The sequence below is a fragment of the Oceanobacillus sp. CF4.6 genome (assembly GCF_051262635.1).
GTDB lineage: Bacteria > Bacillota > Bacilli > Bacillales > Amphibacillaceae > Oceanobacillus.
Genome location: NZ_JBIMEX010000014.1, coordinates 1 through 16,395 on the forward strand (window position 1 = coordinate 1; position 16,395 = coordinate 16,395).

The window sequence follows — 16,395 nt, forward strand, 5'->3', positions numbered from 1 at the left end:
TTTTCGCGGGCGGCTGGTGAGCCAACTTGCGCTAAAGCGCAGCGTTGTCTCACCTATGCCTTTCCTCCCGCAGAAGTCTCCGTGTATTTCCCAGAGCTAGTTAGAAGAGTTGCTGACTATTACTACACTCGTGGGCTGACATAGCATTACAGCTTCACCAGTCCGGGTGAGCAGCGGGCGGTGACTCCAGCGGGAAAAGCACGTGTCCGAAGACCCCGCAGAGTGGGTTTCTCGAGGAGGCTGAGGCCGTGCCCGCGGAAAGCATCCGCCCAGAGCGATCTCGGACGACGGGATAGCAGTTACGTCGTAGTTTATAGATATTGTGGCATAATCTTTAAGAGAACACCCAAATTATATTATAAAAGGTGGAAAGCAAATGCTTTCCACCTTTTATAATGGAGCCTTCTCTAGAACTCTTCCTTTTCTACCTTCTGTAGTTTCCGCATGTTTTAAAGAACTGATAATAGCCTCTTCTGTTGATTCAACTACGGCTTGAAATAATTGGTTCATCACGGAGTGGTCATCTCGAATAAAGGATAAAGAATCCAAAATAGAAGTATGATTGTGATCATGCTTATTTGCTGTAGAGAAGGCAATGGCGATATCACCACTACCATGATCAATATTGCTTCCAGTTCGAGCGAGTCCTGCTGCACAACGTGTGGCTAGGCGTTTTAATTGGCGGTCATAGAGCGGAGCATCGGTAGCTATGATCATCATAATGGAGCCATCAGGCGTATCTTGATTTTTTCTCTTCCAGTCAGCAAATAACGCATCATCACTTTTTCCGAAATTACTTACAACCAGGCAACCGACAGTATAGTCGTGCTCATCAACTGAAACAACGCGTGAAGCCGTACCGATACCACCTTTGTACCCGAAACATTGCATCCCTTTTCCCGCACCAACAGCACCTTCTTCGACTGGGTGTGTCGTGGCATTATGAATAGCTTCTACCGCATGATCTGGCGTGATTGCTTGAAGTCGAATACTATTCAGAAAGCTATCGTTACATTCCCCGACTACAATATTAATCGTTCCTGTTGTATCACCGATTTCCTCATTTTGTTCCAACATATATTTTAATGCACCTTGCTTAACGGCTCCAACACTGAACGTATTGGTTAACATAATAGGAGATTCCAATAGTCCGATTTCCTCAATTTGCACGAGGCCTGCTGTCTTACCAAATCCATTGATAACGGAACTTCCAACATGGAGTTTTTGCCTGAATATATTCCCGGAATGAGGGAGAATTGCAGTTACACCAGTACATATTGTATTTTCTTTGTCGACTTTTTCAAATAACGTAACATGTCCTACTTTTACATCTTGGACATCGATAATACAATTATTTTTACCTTTTTGTAATTTCATAATAATCTCCTTTAGTAGGAATGAGATTGAAGTGGATAAAAGCTTTATTATTTTCCCCTTTTTACAGTGCTTATTCATAATTTAAATTTTATTATAGCAAATCTGTGGGGAAATGATTATATTTTGAATGTAAATAAGCAACTAAGGAAAACTATATGTAACAACTTAGTGGAGGTCAAAATGAAGAAAATACTTTTTATAACAATTTTAACTTGCATATTTCTTTGGACCACAGGCACAATTATGGCGGACACAACCGGTACCGAGATTGGAAATCAAGCACCTGATTTTGAATTGATGACAATGACTGGTGAAAAGGTAATGTTATCTGATTACAAAGGGCAACGAATCATGCTAAACTTTTGGGCTACCTGGTGTCCGCCGTGCAGGGAGGAAATGCCTGATATGCAGAAATTTTACAAGGACAAGGATGCGGTTGTATTGGCAATTAACTTGACTGATATGGAAAGGAATAAAGACCAGGTAACACAATTTGCTAATGAATTCGGATTAACATTTCCAATTTTGATGGATGAAGAAGGAGAAGTTTCCACTTTGTACAGAATCAGTCCGATTCCAACGACATATATGATTGATTCGAAAGGTGTCATTCGTTATAAGGCATATGGTGCATTGGACTATGAACGTATGGTTGCGGAATATGAAAAGTTACAATAATATCTTTTGTATGTTAGGTACGAGCATTGTTAATTTTTGCAAGTAGGTTATAAATAAAAAAAATTACTGTATATCGTTCGTGAAACATGTTATACTATATAAAAATCAATATGCAGTATTCCTTCGGGGTAGGGTGAAAATGTTCACTCTTGCCCCGTTTTAATTACCTCTTTAAACCTTGATGCATCAACCTTTCTTCTTTGGGTGCTTGTTGACAAAATATCGGTTGTTGACGGATTGTTGACGAATTGCCTTGGATCGAACTTATTGAACCTTTCTGCGGTCGATTTATTCGCCTTCTTTGAAACGTGCCCATAAGTGTCGGTTGTGATTTTTGAGCTAGAGTGACCTGCCCGATTTTGTACATTTAATAAACTCTCTCCATCCTCGAGTAAGTACGTAATCATTGTATGTCTTAAATCATGAAGCCTAATATTTTTTAATTTATGTCTTGTTTTTAATTTGGCCCATGTAGAAGTGACTGTTTCTGGCGTGTACGGAATACCATTACCAGGATGGAATATGTAGTCATCATCTCCACCTTCCCAGTCATCGTCCATTAGTTTCTTTTCTTCGACCCATATCTCTTGGAATTCCTTCATTTCTTCCATATACCAATTTGGCATTGTGATTATCCGAAGATCTTCATTTGTTTTTGTTGTTTTAATATGAGGCCTGCCATTCTCGAAAAACGGAATACTTCGAGTTAATTTAATGTAACCTTCTTCAAAGTTTAAATCCGGCCATTGTAGAGCAACGACTTCACCACGCCGCATTCCGGATATTGCTGAAGTTATAAAGAACATTCGCCAAACAGTATCTTCTTGGTACATTGCTTCCATAAATTGAAGAACGTCTTCTTCTTCATAGTATTTCATTTTTTTCTTTCTTATTCTAGGTCGGCTCAGTCCGTGCATTGGACTTTCTTTTATAACTTTCCATTCGACGGCTTTATTAAAGACAACGCGCATAGTTTTATCTATTTCATAGATTGTTGAATCTGATAATGGTTTATCTCTTTTGCTTGCTGCGGCACCAGGTTGGGATATATCATAAATAAAATCGACAATATGAAGCGGTTTGATCTCTTCTAGTCGGGTATAACCAAAACGAGGCAGTATATAATTATCTAATTTTTCCTTATAATTACGGCATGTCTTTACAGCCAATTTTACCTTGGCGTGCTTTTTATGCCAGTCCTCTACGAAATCTTCAAACTTTAATTTTTCGGGGTTAATGTATTCGCCCGCATCAACCTCAATTTGAAACTTTACTAATTCCTTATCGATGTAATCTTTTAATCTTTTATTAGTTTTCAGCAACGCTTCGTCTTCGATGCGGATGGTTTTCGTTTTCTTCTTTCTCTTTCCCTTTCCATCATATCCAGCTTCCACAACAAGCAGATAAGAGTTGTTGCCACGTTTCTGATAACTTGCCATAATGCAGACCTCCTCAACCTAAAGCATAAAATGTTTTTTTATCCTAAACCACTAAATTTTCATGCCAATTTATTCCTACCCTATTAATACGCATGTGTTGACCTGGTGTTTTTCAAGTTAATTTGTCATGTTCTGATGGCTGATTATGATTTTTTTATGAAACATTGCTCCCGCTATCTGATTTTCGTAGTGCTGCAGTCTCGCTTCGGCAAATCCATTTGTTACCTGAAACGTTTCCGCTATCATAGATACTGCGTGACTTCGGTATTCGGGAAATTTCATTTCCCGAAGCAGAAACGTTGGTATACAGAAGTGCAGTGAAAAATTTTTCGCCTGAGACTCCTGTTTTAGGCGAAATGATTCTGGCATACTTACCTGCGCGCCGGAATGAAAGAGGGCGTGCGCCAATTCGTGAGCGAATATTTCTTTTTGTAATTCTTTTGGCAACCGAGGATCTAAAATAATAGTGTTCCTCATTGTAAACGGTGGTTTTTCAAAGTAGAACAATGTAATTCCAAGCCTCTCGGCAACATCTTCAATAGGATGATCAGGATCTATGACCCCTAACTTTAAATATAGTTCCTCGATTACATCTTCTAATGTTGTCATCGGATATATCACAAAACCCCTCCCAGTTGTTAAAAACATATGTTCTATTTAAGTGTATAAAATACGGTGTACAAATTAATGCACACCATTGATGAAACAATGACTTTATTTATTCAAATTCCCAATGTGTAATAAGGTAAACGTAATTGACATTCCCATCCGGGTCACTAAACATTGACATTTTGTGCAGTCCTTCTCCAGGAGTAATAGTACCATAGTTTTCCCAGTAAATTACACTTTCGGTTTCCTCACTGCTCAGCCAATGAGGGAAACCGTATTCAGCAAGAAAAAGATTACGAGCTTCTTCGTCTGCAAACATGATGTCTTCTTTAGGGGTCAAAGTAATTCTTCCTGCAACATCGTCTATAAATAAGATTTCTATCGCGCCATCATCGTAAGCGAATGTTGTGGTAGGATATTCTACGCCGTAAGAATTGAATGATCCCTCTTCAATCTTTTCCCCTTCTCCAAGTATATTAGTTACTTCATCTATATTTTTGTTAGCCGATTCATATACATCAAAAGATACCTGAGAGATACTATCGTTGCTCGAACTATCGTTTGATTCTTCTTCCGAATCTGAAAGTCCAGATTCCTTAACTTCCTCTTTTTTCTGTTCTTCTAATTCTTGTTGTTTTTTCTCTTTTTCGGCCTCGAATTGGTCATCTTCCCCTTTGTCCTGGTCAGTAGATTCGTCTTCGTTATCTCTTTCGGCTACTTCCTCAGTTTGTTCAGGCTTCTCGTCCTTGGCGTTCGCCGAAACATCTTCTTCAAGTGGTGGTGTGTTTATAAGAGAAATAATCATGATACCAATTAAAGCGCTCATTGAAATGAAAATACGTTTTAAGGCCATTCCCTTTTTAAAAATTAACTTAACTAGCAATAAAACAATAAAAACAAGAAAAGCAAGCATACTCAATGCAAACAATATAAAAAATAAATCTTCCATATACATCCTCCCCTAGTAAAATATTCCTTTCTAATTTAAAAAATAAACACGATTATAAAAACCGTGGTGCAGAGTTATTTGTCTTTTCTCTTTTTCGCCTTCTGCTGCATAAACTCGATGTAATTTCGAATATCTTCTATATCATCCTGAGTAAAATTCTTCCAATCATCAATATTATGAAAAAACAAATCTTCTATATTATAATCTTCTACTATCTTTTTTAATTCTGCAAGTGAGTCGTATTCGTTACTGTTTATAACTTTGGGTTGAGTTGTCCTTCCCGTTAGATAATCAGTTCTCACATCGAATAATTCAGCAATTCTATTCACCATGTCTATCGGAGGCATTTTTGTTCCGTTTTCATAAGCGGTGTACGTAACTCTAGCCACGCCGATTTTATCCGCGACATATTGTTGTGTCCATTTTTTATCGATTTCTTTCAATTTTTCCCTATAGTTTTTTATTCTATTAGAAATAATTGTCACAAAAATCACTACTTCCTTGTGTATATATTAAATATTATAGTTGTTTCTTTCGGTAACTTCATTAAATGTTTCTTAAAGTATAAATTTGTTTAAAATATATGTTGACATGTTCCTTTAAAGAACCTATAATGAAATTATGTTAAATAGTTCCCATCAGGAACAAGGAGGTGCATCATGCGATATTGGTTAAAAGAAATGCGGGTTAGCAGAAGGTTAACTCATGAAGAAGTGGCTAAGCTATCGGGCATTTCAAGAAGTCATTACACTCATATAGAACAGGGCAATAAAACACCATCTGTAGAAGTCGCAAAAGCAATTGGCAAAACATTAAAGTTTAACTGGGTGCTTTTTTTTGAAACAAACAGTTCCCAAAAGGAACAAAATAAAATGGAGGTTGTGTAATGAATGAATTAGTTTTCATTGATAACGGTCAAGCTGTAACAGACAGCCTTGCAGTTTCTGAAGTTTTTAACAAAAATCACAATCACGTATTAAGAGATATCGAATCTCAATTAGAAAAACTCAACCAAGCTGATGAACAAAAATGGGGTATGACCAACTTTGGACAGACCCAATATCAACACCCGCAGAACAAGCAATGGTACACAAAATACAATTTGACAGAAGATGCGTTCGCTATTATTGCGATGTCCTACGTAACTCCAGAAGCAATGAAGATGAAAATTAAATTTCTGAATGAGTTTAAGCGAATGAAGCAAGAACTCGAAAACAAAGCGCCTAAAAACCAACTTGAAATTCTGCAAGGCACCATTAACCAGTTAGTAGAACAAGACAAACGAATGAACCAGATAGAAGGCCAGGTCAATAACATAACTAATATCGTTTCCTTAAACAATGTTGAATGGCGCGAAAAAGTCGGAGTCATTCTTAAAAAGATTGCTAAGAACTGGACGGGTGTTGATCCGTATCGAAGTGTTATCAAATTGAGTTATGAACGATTTGAAAAACGAGCCGGATGCAAATTAGATATCCGATTGAATAACCGTAAAGAACGCGCTATTGCTCAAGGGATGTCTAAATCTTATGTACAGAAAATCAATAAACTTGATGTTATTTCTGAAGAAAAGAGATTAGTAGAGATTTATCTCCAAGTTGTTAAAGAAATGGCAATTGAGTTCAGAATTAACATCAATGACTTTAAATTCGAGGATGTGATTTAAGTGCAACGTTTCACCGCCAAGGAAGCAGCTGAATACTTAGGAGTTCATACAGATACGATTTACACCATGGTTCGGCAAAAAGAAATCCCTCATTTCAGATTGCGCAGACGGATAATGTTTTCAAAACCTGCCATCGATGGGTGGATCCGCAACCAAGAGTACGAGAGTACAAAAGACACTGAAGCTATCTAACATCTATGAACCTATCATACCATCAAACCAAGTCTTATAGGCTTGGTAATAAAAGACAGAGGAGAATAGAAATGGATATCGGAAAACCGTTAAAGGCAATGAGATTACGAAATAAACTTTCTCAGGAGAATGTAGCAAAGGATACGTTTATGGACCAAACAATGATTTCCAAAATTGAAAAAGGAACCAGGAGCGCCTCTGAGGACTTCGTTAAAGTCAGCGCTAGTTTATATGCTGATGCGCAATATGGATTTGAAGTTGCTAGAGAAACAGCCAGAGATTACATAACACCCTTAACGACGGCGAACAAATCCATTGAATGGCATCGATTAGCTTTGGAAGAGGTTTTTGTTAAACAAGCAGCTGAAGCTATTGAACATTTTAATGAAGTTAGTTTAGTAAAGCATCCTAGATATGCGGAAGAGAGCGACATCGAAGTTATTGAACAAGGGATGAAAGAGCTGCTGGATGTACAGGCAACTATTAATTCTTTCCTAACAATTTTAGAGCAAGAATATCCAGTGTCAGTAAAAGAATGTATGAGAAAAAGGATGCCTGAATGGAAGGCGAAAGGGTGGATTGTATGAAACTAGAACAACATTTTTTACCCAACGATATTAGTGAAGCAAGCAAAGAATACTGGTGCGCATTAGATCTTCTATGCATGACTATGGCTAACCTGGAAGAAGGAAATATTGAAAAGGCAAAAAGCTTATCGGTTGACCTTTTGAATTCACTTCATGGATTAACCAACATGTCGGAAAAGAAAATTCAAACGGATAAAATGAAATATTTTGCACAGCATTTAAACAGTTCTGGGATACACATCGAATTAGTGAGGAGGCAGTTACTTGATAAATAAAGCGCGTAGAAAACTAACAGATTATTTTATAGGTGATGTTGATGAGGTTCCTGTATCGGATGAAATATGGTTTTACGGTTTTGCTACAGTCTTACTGGTTGTTCCGGTGATAGTATTCATATTCGGATAGGAGGTTTAAATATATGGAAATACCTGATTATATGGTTGAACAGTTGGAAGAAATATTAAAGCTTAAAAATAAAGAGAGTGAGCTAACAAGTCAGATATGGCCCGATTTAACAAAAAAGTTCGCTACTAAGTATCCGGAAAAAGAAAAAAGTCATGAAAATAAATTATCGACTGCGCTATGGATCGCTCTATGTGAACAAGAAAGGCTTTTGGAGAAGAACATAAGAGAAAAGGAAGTAATTTTAAAAGAAAGAGAACAAAAAAATAACTCGTGCGACAACACGAGTCATTAACAAAAATATCATTTCTTATATTCTATCAGTTTACAAATTCGAAGGCAAGGACCAGTTAGTCCTTCCCTTTGTGAGCAGGAGCGTTTGGACACCCATCCCTCCCTGATAATGTCCATCACTCGGATGTTCCTGCTTACAAAGGGTGCGATTAACACCCATTCCATTACATAACAGCGCGTTCGTTACCTGCTGTTAAAACTATGTCAGAAAGGAGGGATCTTATGGAGTTAAAAGAACTCATTAAACACTCAAATGCGATTATTAAAGCTGAAAAAGCAGGAGTGGAACACATGTGGGGCAATGAAATCATCTTAAGCTCTGATTTGTTTTTGGAGATGGTTACGAAGTATAAACTGCCAACAGAAGAATCAACTAGTGCAGATAGTGGTAATTACCATTTGAGTTTCGGTCTTAATGGAATCGAATATTACACCATCGTTTCTGCTGAAGAGCATGCCGAAAGATTCCAGGAAAACAAAAAAATGACCAGCTGAGAACTGGTCATTGGATATTCGCTCTATTAATGTAACTACCCTAATTATAAGCGAATATCCTCATTATATCAAGATATGGAGGAATTATTAAAATGAAACAAATTAAACTTGTGAAACTGGATTTTACTAATTTTAAAGGTATTAAACGTTTTGAATTAAATTTGGATGGAAAAGACGCTGATGCACTTGGCGATAATGGTACAGGGAAATCTACTTTATTTGATGGTTTTGTATGGCTTTTATTCGACAAAGACAGCCAAAACAAAAAGGAATTCCAGATTAAAACATTGGTTAATGGAAAAGCGATATCGAAGTTAGATCATGAAGTGGAAGCCACTCTTACGGTAGATGGAAAGCAATTAGTCCTGAAGAAATCATATAAGGAAAAATGGACTAAAAAGCGCGGTAACCCAACTCCAAACTTTACAGGTCACACAACGGATTATTATATCGATGGAGTTCCATCGAAAAAGAAAGAATTTGAAGAGAAGGTAGCTTCAATTGTTGATGAAAACATATTCAAGTTGCTGACGAATCCATCTTTCTTTAATGAACAGTTATCCAAAGATGAACGCAGAGACTTGTTGTTGGAAATAGCTGGGGACATTACGGTGGAGGACGTTATAAATTCGAATCCCGCCTTAACGAAATTAAATAACATATTGAATGGTAGAAGCATTGAGGATCATAAGAAAGTAATAGCTGCCAAACGCAAAGAAATTAACCAAGAATTAGTTCGTATTCCGGTTCGGGTCGATGAGTTGCACAGAGGGTTGCCTGATGTTAACGGACTTGATAAACAGCAGATATTAAAAAGTTTAGATTCATTATCTAATGAATCCGACTCAAAGCATATTCGAATCAATGATATTAAAAATGGCGGAGAGGTCAATAAGTTAAAGACTCAGATCAGCGAGGTTGATTTACAAATTTCAAATGTCAAAAATGGACATGCACAGCAAGGACAACAAGAGTTATATAGCTTAAAAGCACGATTGCAAGAAGAGCAGTCTAATGTGAGTTCTTTCCAATCAGATATCAGAAATCATGAATACAGAATAAATAACAATAACTCAAATGCACAAGAGTTGCAGGGCCGTATGGAAGAACTTCGCAGGCAATGGGTAGAACAAAACTCCCAAGAGTTCGACCATGAAAACAACTGTAGTTGCCCTAGTTGTGGACAGGACCTTCCAGAGGAACAACTAGAAGAAGTAAAACGTAACTTCAACCGAAATAAATCGAATCTCCTTGGAACAATTAATCAAAAAGGAACCGAGCTTAAACAAAAGGTTGAAACTATTCAGACTGAAAACTTTTCAATTAACGCTCAAATCGATAAATTAAACGGCCAGATTGAGAAGAAACAAGCCGATATCCAGAAACTAGAAAAGAAAATTAGTGAAGCGGAGAACAACGTAAGGCCAATCGCTGAAAATACTTCTTATCAAAAGCTTATTCAAGAAAGACGAGCTATAGAACAACAAATCGAACAAATCCAAGCATCCGTTGAAGAATCAGTCCAAAAGGTTCAAACGGAAATCCGAGATCTAAAAGAAAAACAAAATAGCCTTTCCTCTGATTTAAGCGCCTTAAATGAATCAGAAAGAGCTAAACAAAGAATTTCGGAACTGGAAGAACAGGAAAGTGTGCTTGCTGCTGAATTTGAACGGCTAGAACTTGAATTGCATCTTACAGAGGAATTTACTCGCACCAAAGTTAACCTCCTGGAAGAGAAAATCAATAGCAAGTTTAAGTATGCCAGGTTCGACCTGTTTAAAGAAAACATTAACGGTGGCCTTGAAGAAATATGCGAATCCACTTTGGATGGAGTTCCTTACAGTTCCGGGTTGAACAACGCAGCCAAAATAAACGTTGGTTTAGATATCATCAATACACTTTCCGAGCATTATGGTGTACAAGCTCCGATATTCATCGATAACGCTGAGAGTGTGACTAAATTAATTGATATCGATTCGCAAATCATTAGTTTGATTGTTTCCGAACAAGACAAACAGTTACGCGTTGAAACCAAAGTGGAAGAGGAAGTGGCGTAAGTGAATGAATTTAACGTATTGGAAAGTATTCAAGGGCAGAAAAAATATTGCGAGGAACAAAATCTGCCTCACTTTGCGCCAGGTAACGGAATCTGTTGGAACTGTAATAGAAACATTTATGAGCCGGGTAATAAGGGTTTTGGAATTACAAGTGAACAAGCAAGAAATGAATTAGTAACAGGTTGTCCACATTGCAATAGAAGTTATTGCGATTAATTAAAAGGAGGAAAATTAAATGAGTAATAATAATCAAGTGGCAATAATTCAAAAGGATATCACGGACGACGTTAATAAAAGCTTAACAAGGTTGCAAGATGATGGGTTGCAGCTCCCGGCAAATTATAACGCTAGTAACGCTTTAAAGAGTGCGTTTTTCAAATTGAGAGAAGTAAAAGATAAAAACGGTAAGCCGGCAACAGAAGTTTGCACAAGAGAATCTATTGCCAATGCGCTGCTAGATATGGTTGTTCAAGGATTAAGCCCAGCTAAGACGCAGTGTTATTTCATTGTTTACGGTAGTCAGTTACAACTTAATCGTTCTTATTTTGGTACACAAGCAGTTCTTAAGCGATTAACAAATGTAAAGGATATTTGGTCAAACGTAATTTTCGACGGTGATGTGTTCGATTACGAAATAGATGGCGGACGCGAAAAACTATTGAAGCATGAAACAAACTTTTTGAATAGAGATAACTCTATTTTAGGAGCTTATGCAGTAGTCAGAACTAATGATGACGAAGAAATATTGACGGTCATGACGAGAAAAGAAATTGATGCTTCTTGGAGTCAAGCAAAAACCAAAAATGTACAAAATAAATTCCCGCAAGAAATGGCTAAACGTACAGTTATTAATCGTGCCGCCAAGGCCTTCATCAATACAAGTGACGATAGTGATTTACTCGTAGAAGCTATCAATAACTCAACTGAAAATGAGTATGACAATGATCGCGTTGATGTAACTCCGGAAGAAGAAGCAAAGCAACAAATTAGTGAGAATGCTAATGCAGAAGAATTAGATATTGCAGACGCTGACTATACAGAAGTTGAGCTAGAAACAAACAAAAATGACCAACAAACACCAGTAGATAAAGTAACCAAAGACATGGAAGACAAACAATCTCAAGAGAACTATCAGCAACAAGGACTTGCATTCTAAATGATTGAAATAAAAACACTTGCTTCCGGAAGTAAGGGGAACTGCTACTACATTACAGACGGCAGCACTCCCTTGCTCTTGGAATGCGGTATACCATTTAAATCGGTCAGAAAGTCACTTAATTTTCAAACTAGTAACCTATCAGGGTGCTTGGTCACCCATGAGCATAAAGACCATTGTGCAGGCTTGAATGATGTGCTGAAGGCAGGAATAAACACTTACATGAGCAAAGGCACCCAAGAAGCATTAGGCATAGATCATCACAGAATAAAGCCTGTTGAAGCAAAGAAGCAATTCGAAATCGGAACATGGACAATATTACCCTTCGATGTTGAACACGATGTTAATGAGCCGTATGGTTTTCTGATTGCAAATAAGAACGGTGAGAAGATTCTGTTCGCTACTGACACCTATTACATTCGATATAAGTTTAAAGGGTTAACGCATCTTCTGATTGAGTGTAATTACAGCATGGATATATTGAATGAGAATATCGAAAACGGACGTACTCATAAAGGAATGAAGAAACGACTCATCAAGTCACATTTCAGCTTAGAAAACGTAAAGGAGTTTCTTAAAGCAAATGATCTTTCCAAGGTTCAGGAGATCCACTTGCTGCATTTATCTGATAGTAACAGCAATGAAGAACAGTTTAAGAGAGAAATACAGGAATTGACCGGGAAAGTCGTCTACACGGCTTAAAGATGGAGGTTTACATGACCACAATAAAGTCTAGTCAAGCAGATAATTTCGAAGATTTTCCAGAAAGAATTTGTGACACTTGTGAAAAGTTAATAGAAGGATTGCCTCATCTTCACTGGGGAGAAAAAGATTTTGACTTATGTTTCCCTTGTTTAAATGATCTTCACATTAAAAATTTCGGTGCTGATAAAGATGAAAATAGTTCTAAATCATATAGAAAAGCTCAAATACCTAATGTATTAAGATGGAAAATTTGGCGAAGAGATAACTTCACATGTCAATATTGCGGTGTTCAGGAAGACCTTTCGATTGACCATATCTTCCCTGAATCTAGAGGAGGAGGACTGGTTGAGAATAATTTGGTATCATCCTGCAAAAAGTGCAACTCAATTAAAGGTAATCGTACACCGGAAGAAGCAGGAATGATTATCACGAACGACCCAAGAGATTAAAGGAGAAAGATTGGAAAAGAGGTGAGGTAATGGTTAGGCCTATTAAAGAAGGTCTTGATTACTTCCCACTAGATGTTGACATAGATCAGGATGACAAAATTGCATTAATTGAGGCCAATCATGGACTAGAAGGATTTGGTGTAGTCATCAAGTTATTAATGAAAATCTATGACAACAGTTACTACTATCGGTGGGAAGAAAAAGAACAATTATTATTTTCGAGAAGAGTAAATGTTGACATAAGCAAGGTTAATGTTGTCATTAATGATTGTTTAAAATGGGATCTATTCTCCAAACCGCTATACGAAAAGCATCAAATCCTTAGTTCTAAAGGTATTCAAAAGCGATATTTAGAAGCTTCTTCCAGGAGGAAAGAGGTAAGAATTGATGATGAACACCTGTTATTGAGCCGAAAGGAAGTTAATGTATACAGAAACTTAATTATTGTCAGCAACAATCTAGTAAACGACGACATTAGTACACAAAGTAAAGTAGAGGAAAGTAAAGTAAAGGAAAGTAAAGAGAAAGTAAAGGAAATAAACACTCCAACTTCTCCTGATGATGCGATTGTTTTTTATCAGAATAACTTTGGTGTTATCTCTCCACATGTTTCTGAAGACTTACTATCTTGGATAAATGACATGGGAGAAGACCTGGTCCTCGAATCTTTAAGTAGAGCCCTTGATAGAAATAAAGCGAATTGGGGATACGCTAAGAGTATTTTGCAGTCCTGGCATAAAAAAGGTATTAAAACGATTGAACAAGCCAAAGCAGAGGAAGTTCAATTCCAAAACCAACAGGCTACTAAAAAACCATATTATCAAAAACAACAATCAAATGAAGTTGTTCCCGACTGGTTTAAAGACAAAAAGCATAAACAAGCAGCATCTCAATCAAGTTCAAGCAACGAAACCAAAAATACTGATGAAATAGCAAAACGTTTAGCTGAATACCAACGAGCTTCAGGAGGTGGGTCATGATTGCAAAACCACCAATTAAACGTATTAAAAAGAGCAAACAAGAACAGGTATCTGGAAGTGGAGTAGTTTACTGCCTCGGTGATTTAGACCCTGCATTCTCAGAGGTTCTTCTGGAAGAAGTAACCGAGCTTTATGAGATGGGATATGAACCGGAAGAAATCGGTTCGTTACTCCACCGGGATCCGGACGAAATATTTATTGCATTATTTCATCAGTCAAGGCACGGGAAAACAAAAAGACTATTTGGGAAAAGGAGGATATAAATGAGCGTAAAAACGAAGGTTACTGCTGAACAGAAAAAAGCAATTGAATGGGCTTTAAAATATAGTCCTATGTACAAAGATAATCCAAATGAATTGTTACAAAGACATGGATTTTCAAAATATGATGAACCAGGTTTTGAGTCACCTTTAAAGTCATTGAATGAATTGAACACTTTGAGTTTAGCTAAAGCATTAACAATCGGTTATGAAGTCGAACCAGAGTTTAAGGTTGGGGATTGGATAACTCATAAACTAACCGGAGACATTGGAAAAGTAACAAAAACGGATCCTTTACGTGTTGATAATGGAATGGGCGGTTATTCCGGTGGTTATCGATATTCCACGCCTGAAGAAATCGAACAGGAAAAAGAGCGTAGGTGGTGGGATAAGCTAGGAAGAAAAGTGAATGAATTTAAAATGACTGATGTAATTAGAGTCGAAAACGGAATTGGGCTTTATGAAGTAGTTACTAATTATGATAATCAGCGTCTATCTATTACGCATGATTTTGCAAATACTGAATTTACAATCTATGTGGATGAAGCGACACTAGTTGTCCCGTCGGATAAAAGATTGGATATGAAACCATGATCGGACGTATATACAGCGATAAATCGTCTTATGCAGTTGGAACGAATGAAGTTGAATGTATCGAATTAACAAACCATGGCAATAAGAATACGACAGTATATAAGATTACTCGCACTGATAGTTCCTTTTTATACGCAGGCATGCTGGAACATGAAGTTGAAAACCGATTGGATGTGAATGCGGAATGAACACCAGAGAAGCAAAACAAGATCTCGAAACCATTTTAAACAATCAGAAGTCCATTAGCATTCCGAAACTAAGAAAACTCCTTAAAACGTCTTATTTTCACGAGATATCGTTATTGAAAAGCGAGAATAAAAAGTTAAAGAAGAAAGTTAATCGCCAGATAAACGAACTAAGCAGGTTGAAGGGTCATGGGTAACCAAAAAGACAGTGGGGGTGAAAGTTATGAGAGTTCATATTGTCCAAGAACAACTTGTAAGCAACCACATCATAGAACAGCTGAATGAATTGAACTATTACGATACGGACGGAAAAACCAGGAGAGAGCTTATTCATAAGCTGGCCACACTAAAAGAAATGCAGGTTGATATAGAACATCCGGAAAGTAAGTGGTTCTAATGGCAGAAAAGAAAAAGCATAGGGGTCCGGATCCGGTTGTTATTCCGAAAAAGGTTTCGGAGTGGATCTATGGCAGCGGAACAAAAGCTTATGTAAATAATTTCAAAACAGGTGGAGGTAAGAAGCAGAAATGAGTCAATTAAGTCTGTTTGAAGTTGAAGCATCAGAAGTGATTATCCCGGATGATGTTGTCTCCCCTCTTGAATCAAATAAAAGTACGAAATCAAAAGAATTTAAGAAGCAACAGGAACGATGGTCCAGATATGTTAAAGCTGTACAAGACTCTTTTAATTGCTCCTGGTTCGAGGCTAGTAAACTATTAATCTCTCATCGGGATAAAAGAGAATCAATCAGGATCAAGCTAGCGGAGTAGATAGAAAATGCGAAGGAGTGAGAACTTTGAACAAAACTCAAGTTGAAGATATGGAACACGCATTAAGAAACGGCAATAGATTCTATTCAGGAACAGACGACAAAAACTGGAACGAATTAGTTGAAGGTGGTTTTGCTACAAAGCACCCTGGTTGGGAAGATGATAAGGCTTACTTTCGAGTAACAAATGAAGGTAAAGAAGCATTAAAGCTTACCGATTATCAGCTAGGTAAACTTAAACATGCATTTGGTTTAGATTATTCTAAGAAGCCATATAGGAACTATTATCATTGCAATAAAGACAATGACGAATGGGAAGATATGTGTGCTAAAGGGTATGCCACCAAAAGAATTTCCAAAGAAGACGGAATTTTATATTTCGGAACTTTAAAAAGTCTTAGAGAAGTGTATCGTCGTAATGTTTCTCGAAAATATTTCGATGCGATTGATGCGTAGTTCGAACAAAGTCCGAAATACCAGGAGGGATCCCAATGGAACCAACATACGACATCAGCAAGAAATTCTGGATTGAATATGAAGATGGAGAAATTA

The 16,395-nt window shown here is 37.3% G+C and carries 27 protein-coding genes; 22 read left to right on the forward strand and 5 right to left on the reverse strand.

Annotated features, from left to right (window positions below; genetic code table 11):
- Nucleotides 1-390: 390 nt before the first annotated feature.
- The gene (locus ACHABU_RS17210) at nt 391-1,377 is read right to left on the reverse strand and encodes a P1 family peptidase (protein ID WP_435766199.1); all 987 of its coding nucleotides are present in this window, start codon (nt 1,375-1,377) and stop codon (nt 391-393) included.
- A 180-nt stretch (nt 1,378-1,557) separates the two neighbouring features.
- Between ACHABU_RS17210 and ACHABU_RS17215 the strand changes: the two genes are divergently transcribed.
- Nucleotides 1,558-2,055 carry a peroxiredoxin family protein gene (locus ACHABU_RS17215; protein ID WP_435766200.1) on the forward strand — a complete coding sequence of 166 codons (498 nt, stop codon included), beginning with the start codon at nt 1,558-1,560 and terminating at the stop codon, nt 2,053-2,055.
- A gap of 143 nt (nt 2,056-2,198) precedes the next feature.
- Here ACHABU_RS17215 and ACHABU_RS17220 read toward each other — a convergent pair whose 3' ends face one another.
- From ACHABU_RS17220 to ACHABU_RS17235, 4 genes are all read right to left on the reverse strand, one after another.
- Complete coding sequence (locus tag ACHABU_RS17220; protein ID WP_435766201.1) at nt 2,199-3,494, reverse strand: tyrosine-type recombinase/integrase; 1,296 nt, start codon at nt 3,492-3,494, stop codon at nt 2,199-2,201.
- A 117-nt stretch (nt 3,495-3,611) separates the two neighbouring features.
- On the reverse strand, nt 3,612-4,115 hold the full coding sequence (locus tag ACHABU_RS17225) for an ImmA/IrrE family metallo-endopeptidase (RefSeq protein WP_435766202.1): 504 nt from the start codon (nt 4,113-4,115) through the stop codon (nt 3,612-3,614).
- A 97-nt stretch (nt 4,116-4,212) separates the two neighbouring features.
- Nucleotides 4,213-5,052, reverse strand: a complete 840-nt coding sequence (locus tag ACHABU_RS17230) for a hypothetical protein (protein WP_435766203.1) — start codon at nt 5,050-5,052, stop codon at nt 4,213-4,215.
- 74 nt (nt 5,053-5,126) lie between these two features.
- Entirely contained in the window at nt 5,127-5,537 is a 411-nt protein-coding gene (locus ACHABU_RS17235) for a helix-turn-helix domain-containing protein (RefSeq protein ID WP_435766204.1), read from the reverse strand.
- A gap of 174 nt (nt 5,538-5,711) precedes the next feature.
- On the opposite strand from ACHABU_RS17235, the gene ACHABU_RS17240 reads away from it, so the two are divergent.
- The 21 genes from ACHABU_RS17240 (at nt 5,712) to ACHABU_RS17340 (ending at nt 16,299) form a co-directional block, all read left to right on the forward strand.
- Nucleotides 5,712-5,939 carry a helix-turn-helix transcriptional regulator gene (locus ACHABU_RS17240; protein ID WP_435766205.1) on the forward strand — a complete coding sequence of 76 codons (228 nt, stop codon included), beginning with the start codon at nt 5,712-5,714 and terminating at the stop codon, nt 5,937-5,939.
- Nucleotides 5,939-6,718, forward strand: a complete 780-nt coding sequence (locus tag ACHABU_RS17245) for a Rha family transcriptional regulator (protein WP_435766206.1) — start codon at nt 5,939-5,941, stop codon at nt 6,716-6,718. Before ACHABU_RS17240 ends, ACHABU_RS17245 begins: the two co-directional genes overlap by 1 nt.
- Nucleotides 6,719-6,910 carry a helix-turn-helix domain-containing protein gene (locus ACHABU_RS17250; RefSeq protein WP_435766207.1) on the forward strand — a complete coding sequence of 64 codons (192 nt, stop codon included), beginning with the start codon at nt 6,719-6,721 and terminating at the stop codon, nt 6,908-6,910.
- Nucleotides 6,911-6,981: 71 nt separating this feature from the next.
- Entirely contained in the window at nt 6,982-7,497 is a 516-nt protein-coding gene (locus ACHABU_RS17255) for a helix-turn-helix domain-containing protein (RefSeq protein ID WP_435766208.1), read from the forward strand.
- Entirely contained in the window at nt 7,494-7,772 is a 279-nt protein-coding gene (locus ACHABU_RS17260) for a hypothetical protein (protein WP_435766209.1), read from the forward strand. Before ACHABU_RS17255 ends, ACHABU_RS17260 begins: the two co-directional genes overlap by 4 nt.
- Nucleotides 7,762-7,902: a hypothetical protein gene (locus tag ACHABU_RS17265; protein ID WP_435766210.1), complete on the forward strand. Its 141-nt coding sequence runs from the start codon at nt 7,762-7,764 to the stop codon at nt 7,900-7,902. Before ACHABU_RS17260 ends, ACHABU_RS17265 begins: the two co-directional genes overlap by 11 nt.
- A gap of 13 nt (nt 7,903-7,915) precedes the next feature.
- A complete protein-coding gene (locus ACHABU_RS17270) occupies nt 7,916-8,194 on the forward strand; it encodes a hypothetical protein (RefSeq protein ID WP_435766211.1) in 279 nt (92 codons plus the stop codon).
- Nucleotides 8,195-8,415: 221 nt separating this feature from the next.
- Nucleotides 8,416-8,688, forward strand: a complete 273-nt coding sequence (locus ACHABU_RS17275) for a hypothetical protein (RefSeq protein WP_435766212.1) — start codon at nt 8,416-8,418, stop codon at nt 8,686-8,688.
- Nucleotides 8,689-8,780: 92 nt separating this feature from the next.
- Entirely contained in the window at nt 8,781-10,745 is a 1,965-nt protein-coding gene (locus ACHABU_RS17280; RefSeq protein ID WP_435766213.1) for a hypothetical protein, read from the forward strand.
- On the forward strand, nt 10,746-10,961 hold the full coding sequence (locus ACHABU_RS17285; protein WP_435766214.1) for a hypothetical protein: 216 nt from the start codon (nt 10,746-10,748) through the stop codon (nt 10,959-10,961). It abuts the gene before it with no gap.
- Between the two features lie 19 nt (nt 10,962-10,980).
- A complete protein-coding gene (locus ACHABU_RS17290; protein WP_435766215.1) occupies nt 10,981-11,901 on the forward strand; it encodes a recombinase RecT in 921 nt (306 codons plus the stop codon).
- Nucleotides 11,902-12,603, forward strand: a complete 702-nt coding sequence (locus ACHABU_RS17295; RefSeq protein WP_435766216.1) for an MBL fold metallo-hydrolase — start codon at nt 11,902-11,904, stop codon at nt 12,601-12,603.
- A gap of 14 nt (nt 12,604-12,617) precedes the next feature.
- Nucleotides 12,618-13,055: an HNH endonuclease gene (locus ACHABU_RS17300; protein ID WP_435766217.1), complete on the forward strand. Its 438-nt coding sequence runs from the start codon at nt 12,618-12,620 to the stop codon at nt 13,053-13,055.
- Between the two features lie 29 nt (nt 13,056-13,084).
- Nucleotides 13,085-14,035 carry a Lin1244/Lin1753 domain-containing protein gene (locus ACHABU_RS17305; protein ID WP_435766218.1) on the forward strand — a complete coding sequence of 317 codons (951 nt, stop codon included), beginning with the start codon at nt 13,085-13,087 and terminating at the stop codon, nt 14,033-14,035.
- On the forward strand, nt 14,032-14,298 hold the full coding sequence (locus tag ACHABU_RS17310) for a hypothetical protein (protein WP_435766219.1): 267 nt from the start codon (nt 14,032-14,034) through the stop codon (nt 14,296-14,298). Before ACHABU_RS17305 ends, ACHABU_RS17310 begins: the two co-directional genes overlap by 4 nt.
- Entirely contained in the window at nt 14,299-14,889 is a 591-nt protein-coding gene (locus ACHABU_RS17315) for a hypothetical protein (protein WP_435766220.1), read from the forward strand. It abuts the gene before it with no gap.
- A complete protein-coding gene (locus ACHABU_RS17320) occupies nt 14,886-15,077 on the forward strand; it encodes a hypothetical protein (RefSeq protein WP_435766221.1) in 192 nt (63 codons plus the stop codon). The genes ACHABU_RS17315 and ACHABU_RS17320 overlap by 4 nt, the downstream gene beginning before the upstream one ends.
- Before the next feature lie 220 nt (nt 15,078-15,297).
- Complete coding sequence (locus tag ACHABU_RS17325; RefSeq protein WP_435766222.1) at nt 15,298-15,471, forward strand: hypothetical protein; 174 nt, start codon at nt 15,298-15,300, stop codon at nt 15,469-15,471.
- The gene (locus ACHABU_RS17330) at nt 15,471-15,605 is read left to right on the forward strand and encodes a hypothetical protein (RefSeq protein WP_435766223.1); all 135 of its coding nucleotides are present in this window, start codon (nt 15,471-15,473) and stop codon (nt 15,603-15,605) included. The genes ACHABU_RS17325 and ACHABU_RS17330 overlap by 1 nt, the downstream gene beginning before the upstream one ends.
- Entirely contained in the window at nt 15,602-15,844 is a 243-nt protein-coding gene (locus ACHABU_RS17335; protein WP_435766224.1) for a hypothetical protein, read from the forward strand. Before ACHABU_RS17330 ends, ACHABU_RS17335 begins: the two co-directional genes overlap by 4 nt.
- A 26-nt stretch (nt 15,845-15,870) precedes the next feature.
- Nucleotides 15,871-16,299 (forward strand): hypothetical protein, encoded by a 429-nt coding sequence (locus ACHABU_RS17340; protein WP_435766225.1) that lies wholly within the window; start codon nt 15,871-15,873, stop codon nt 16,297-16,299.
- Nucleotides 16,300-16,395: the final 96 nt, after the last annotated feature.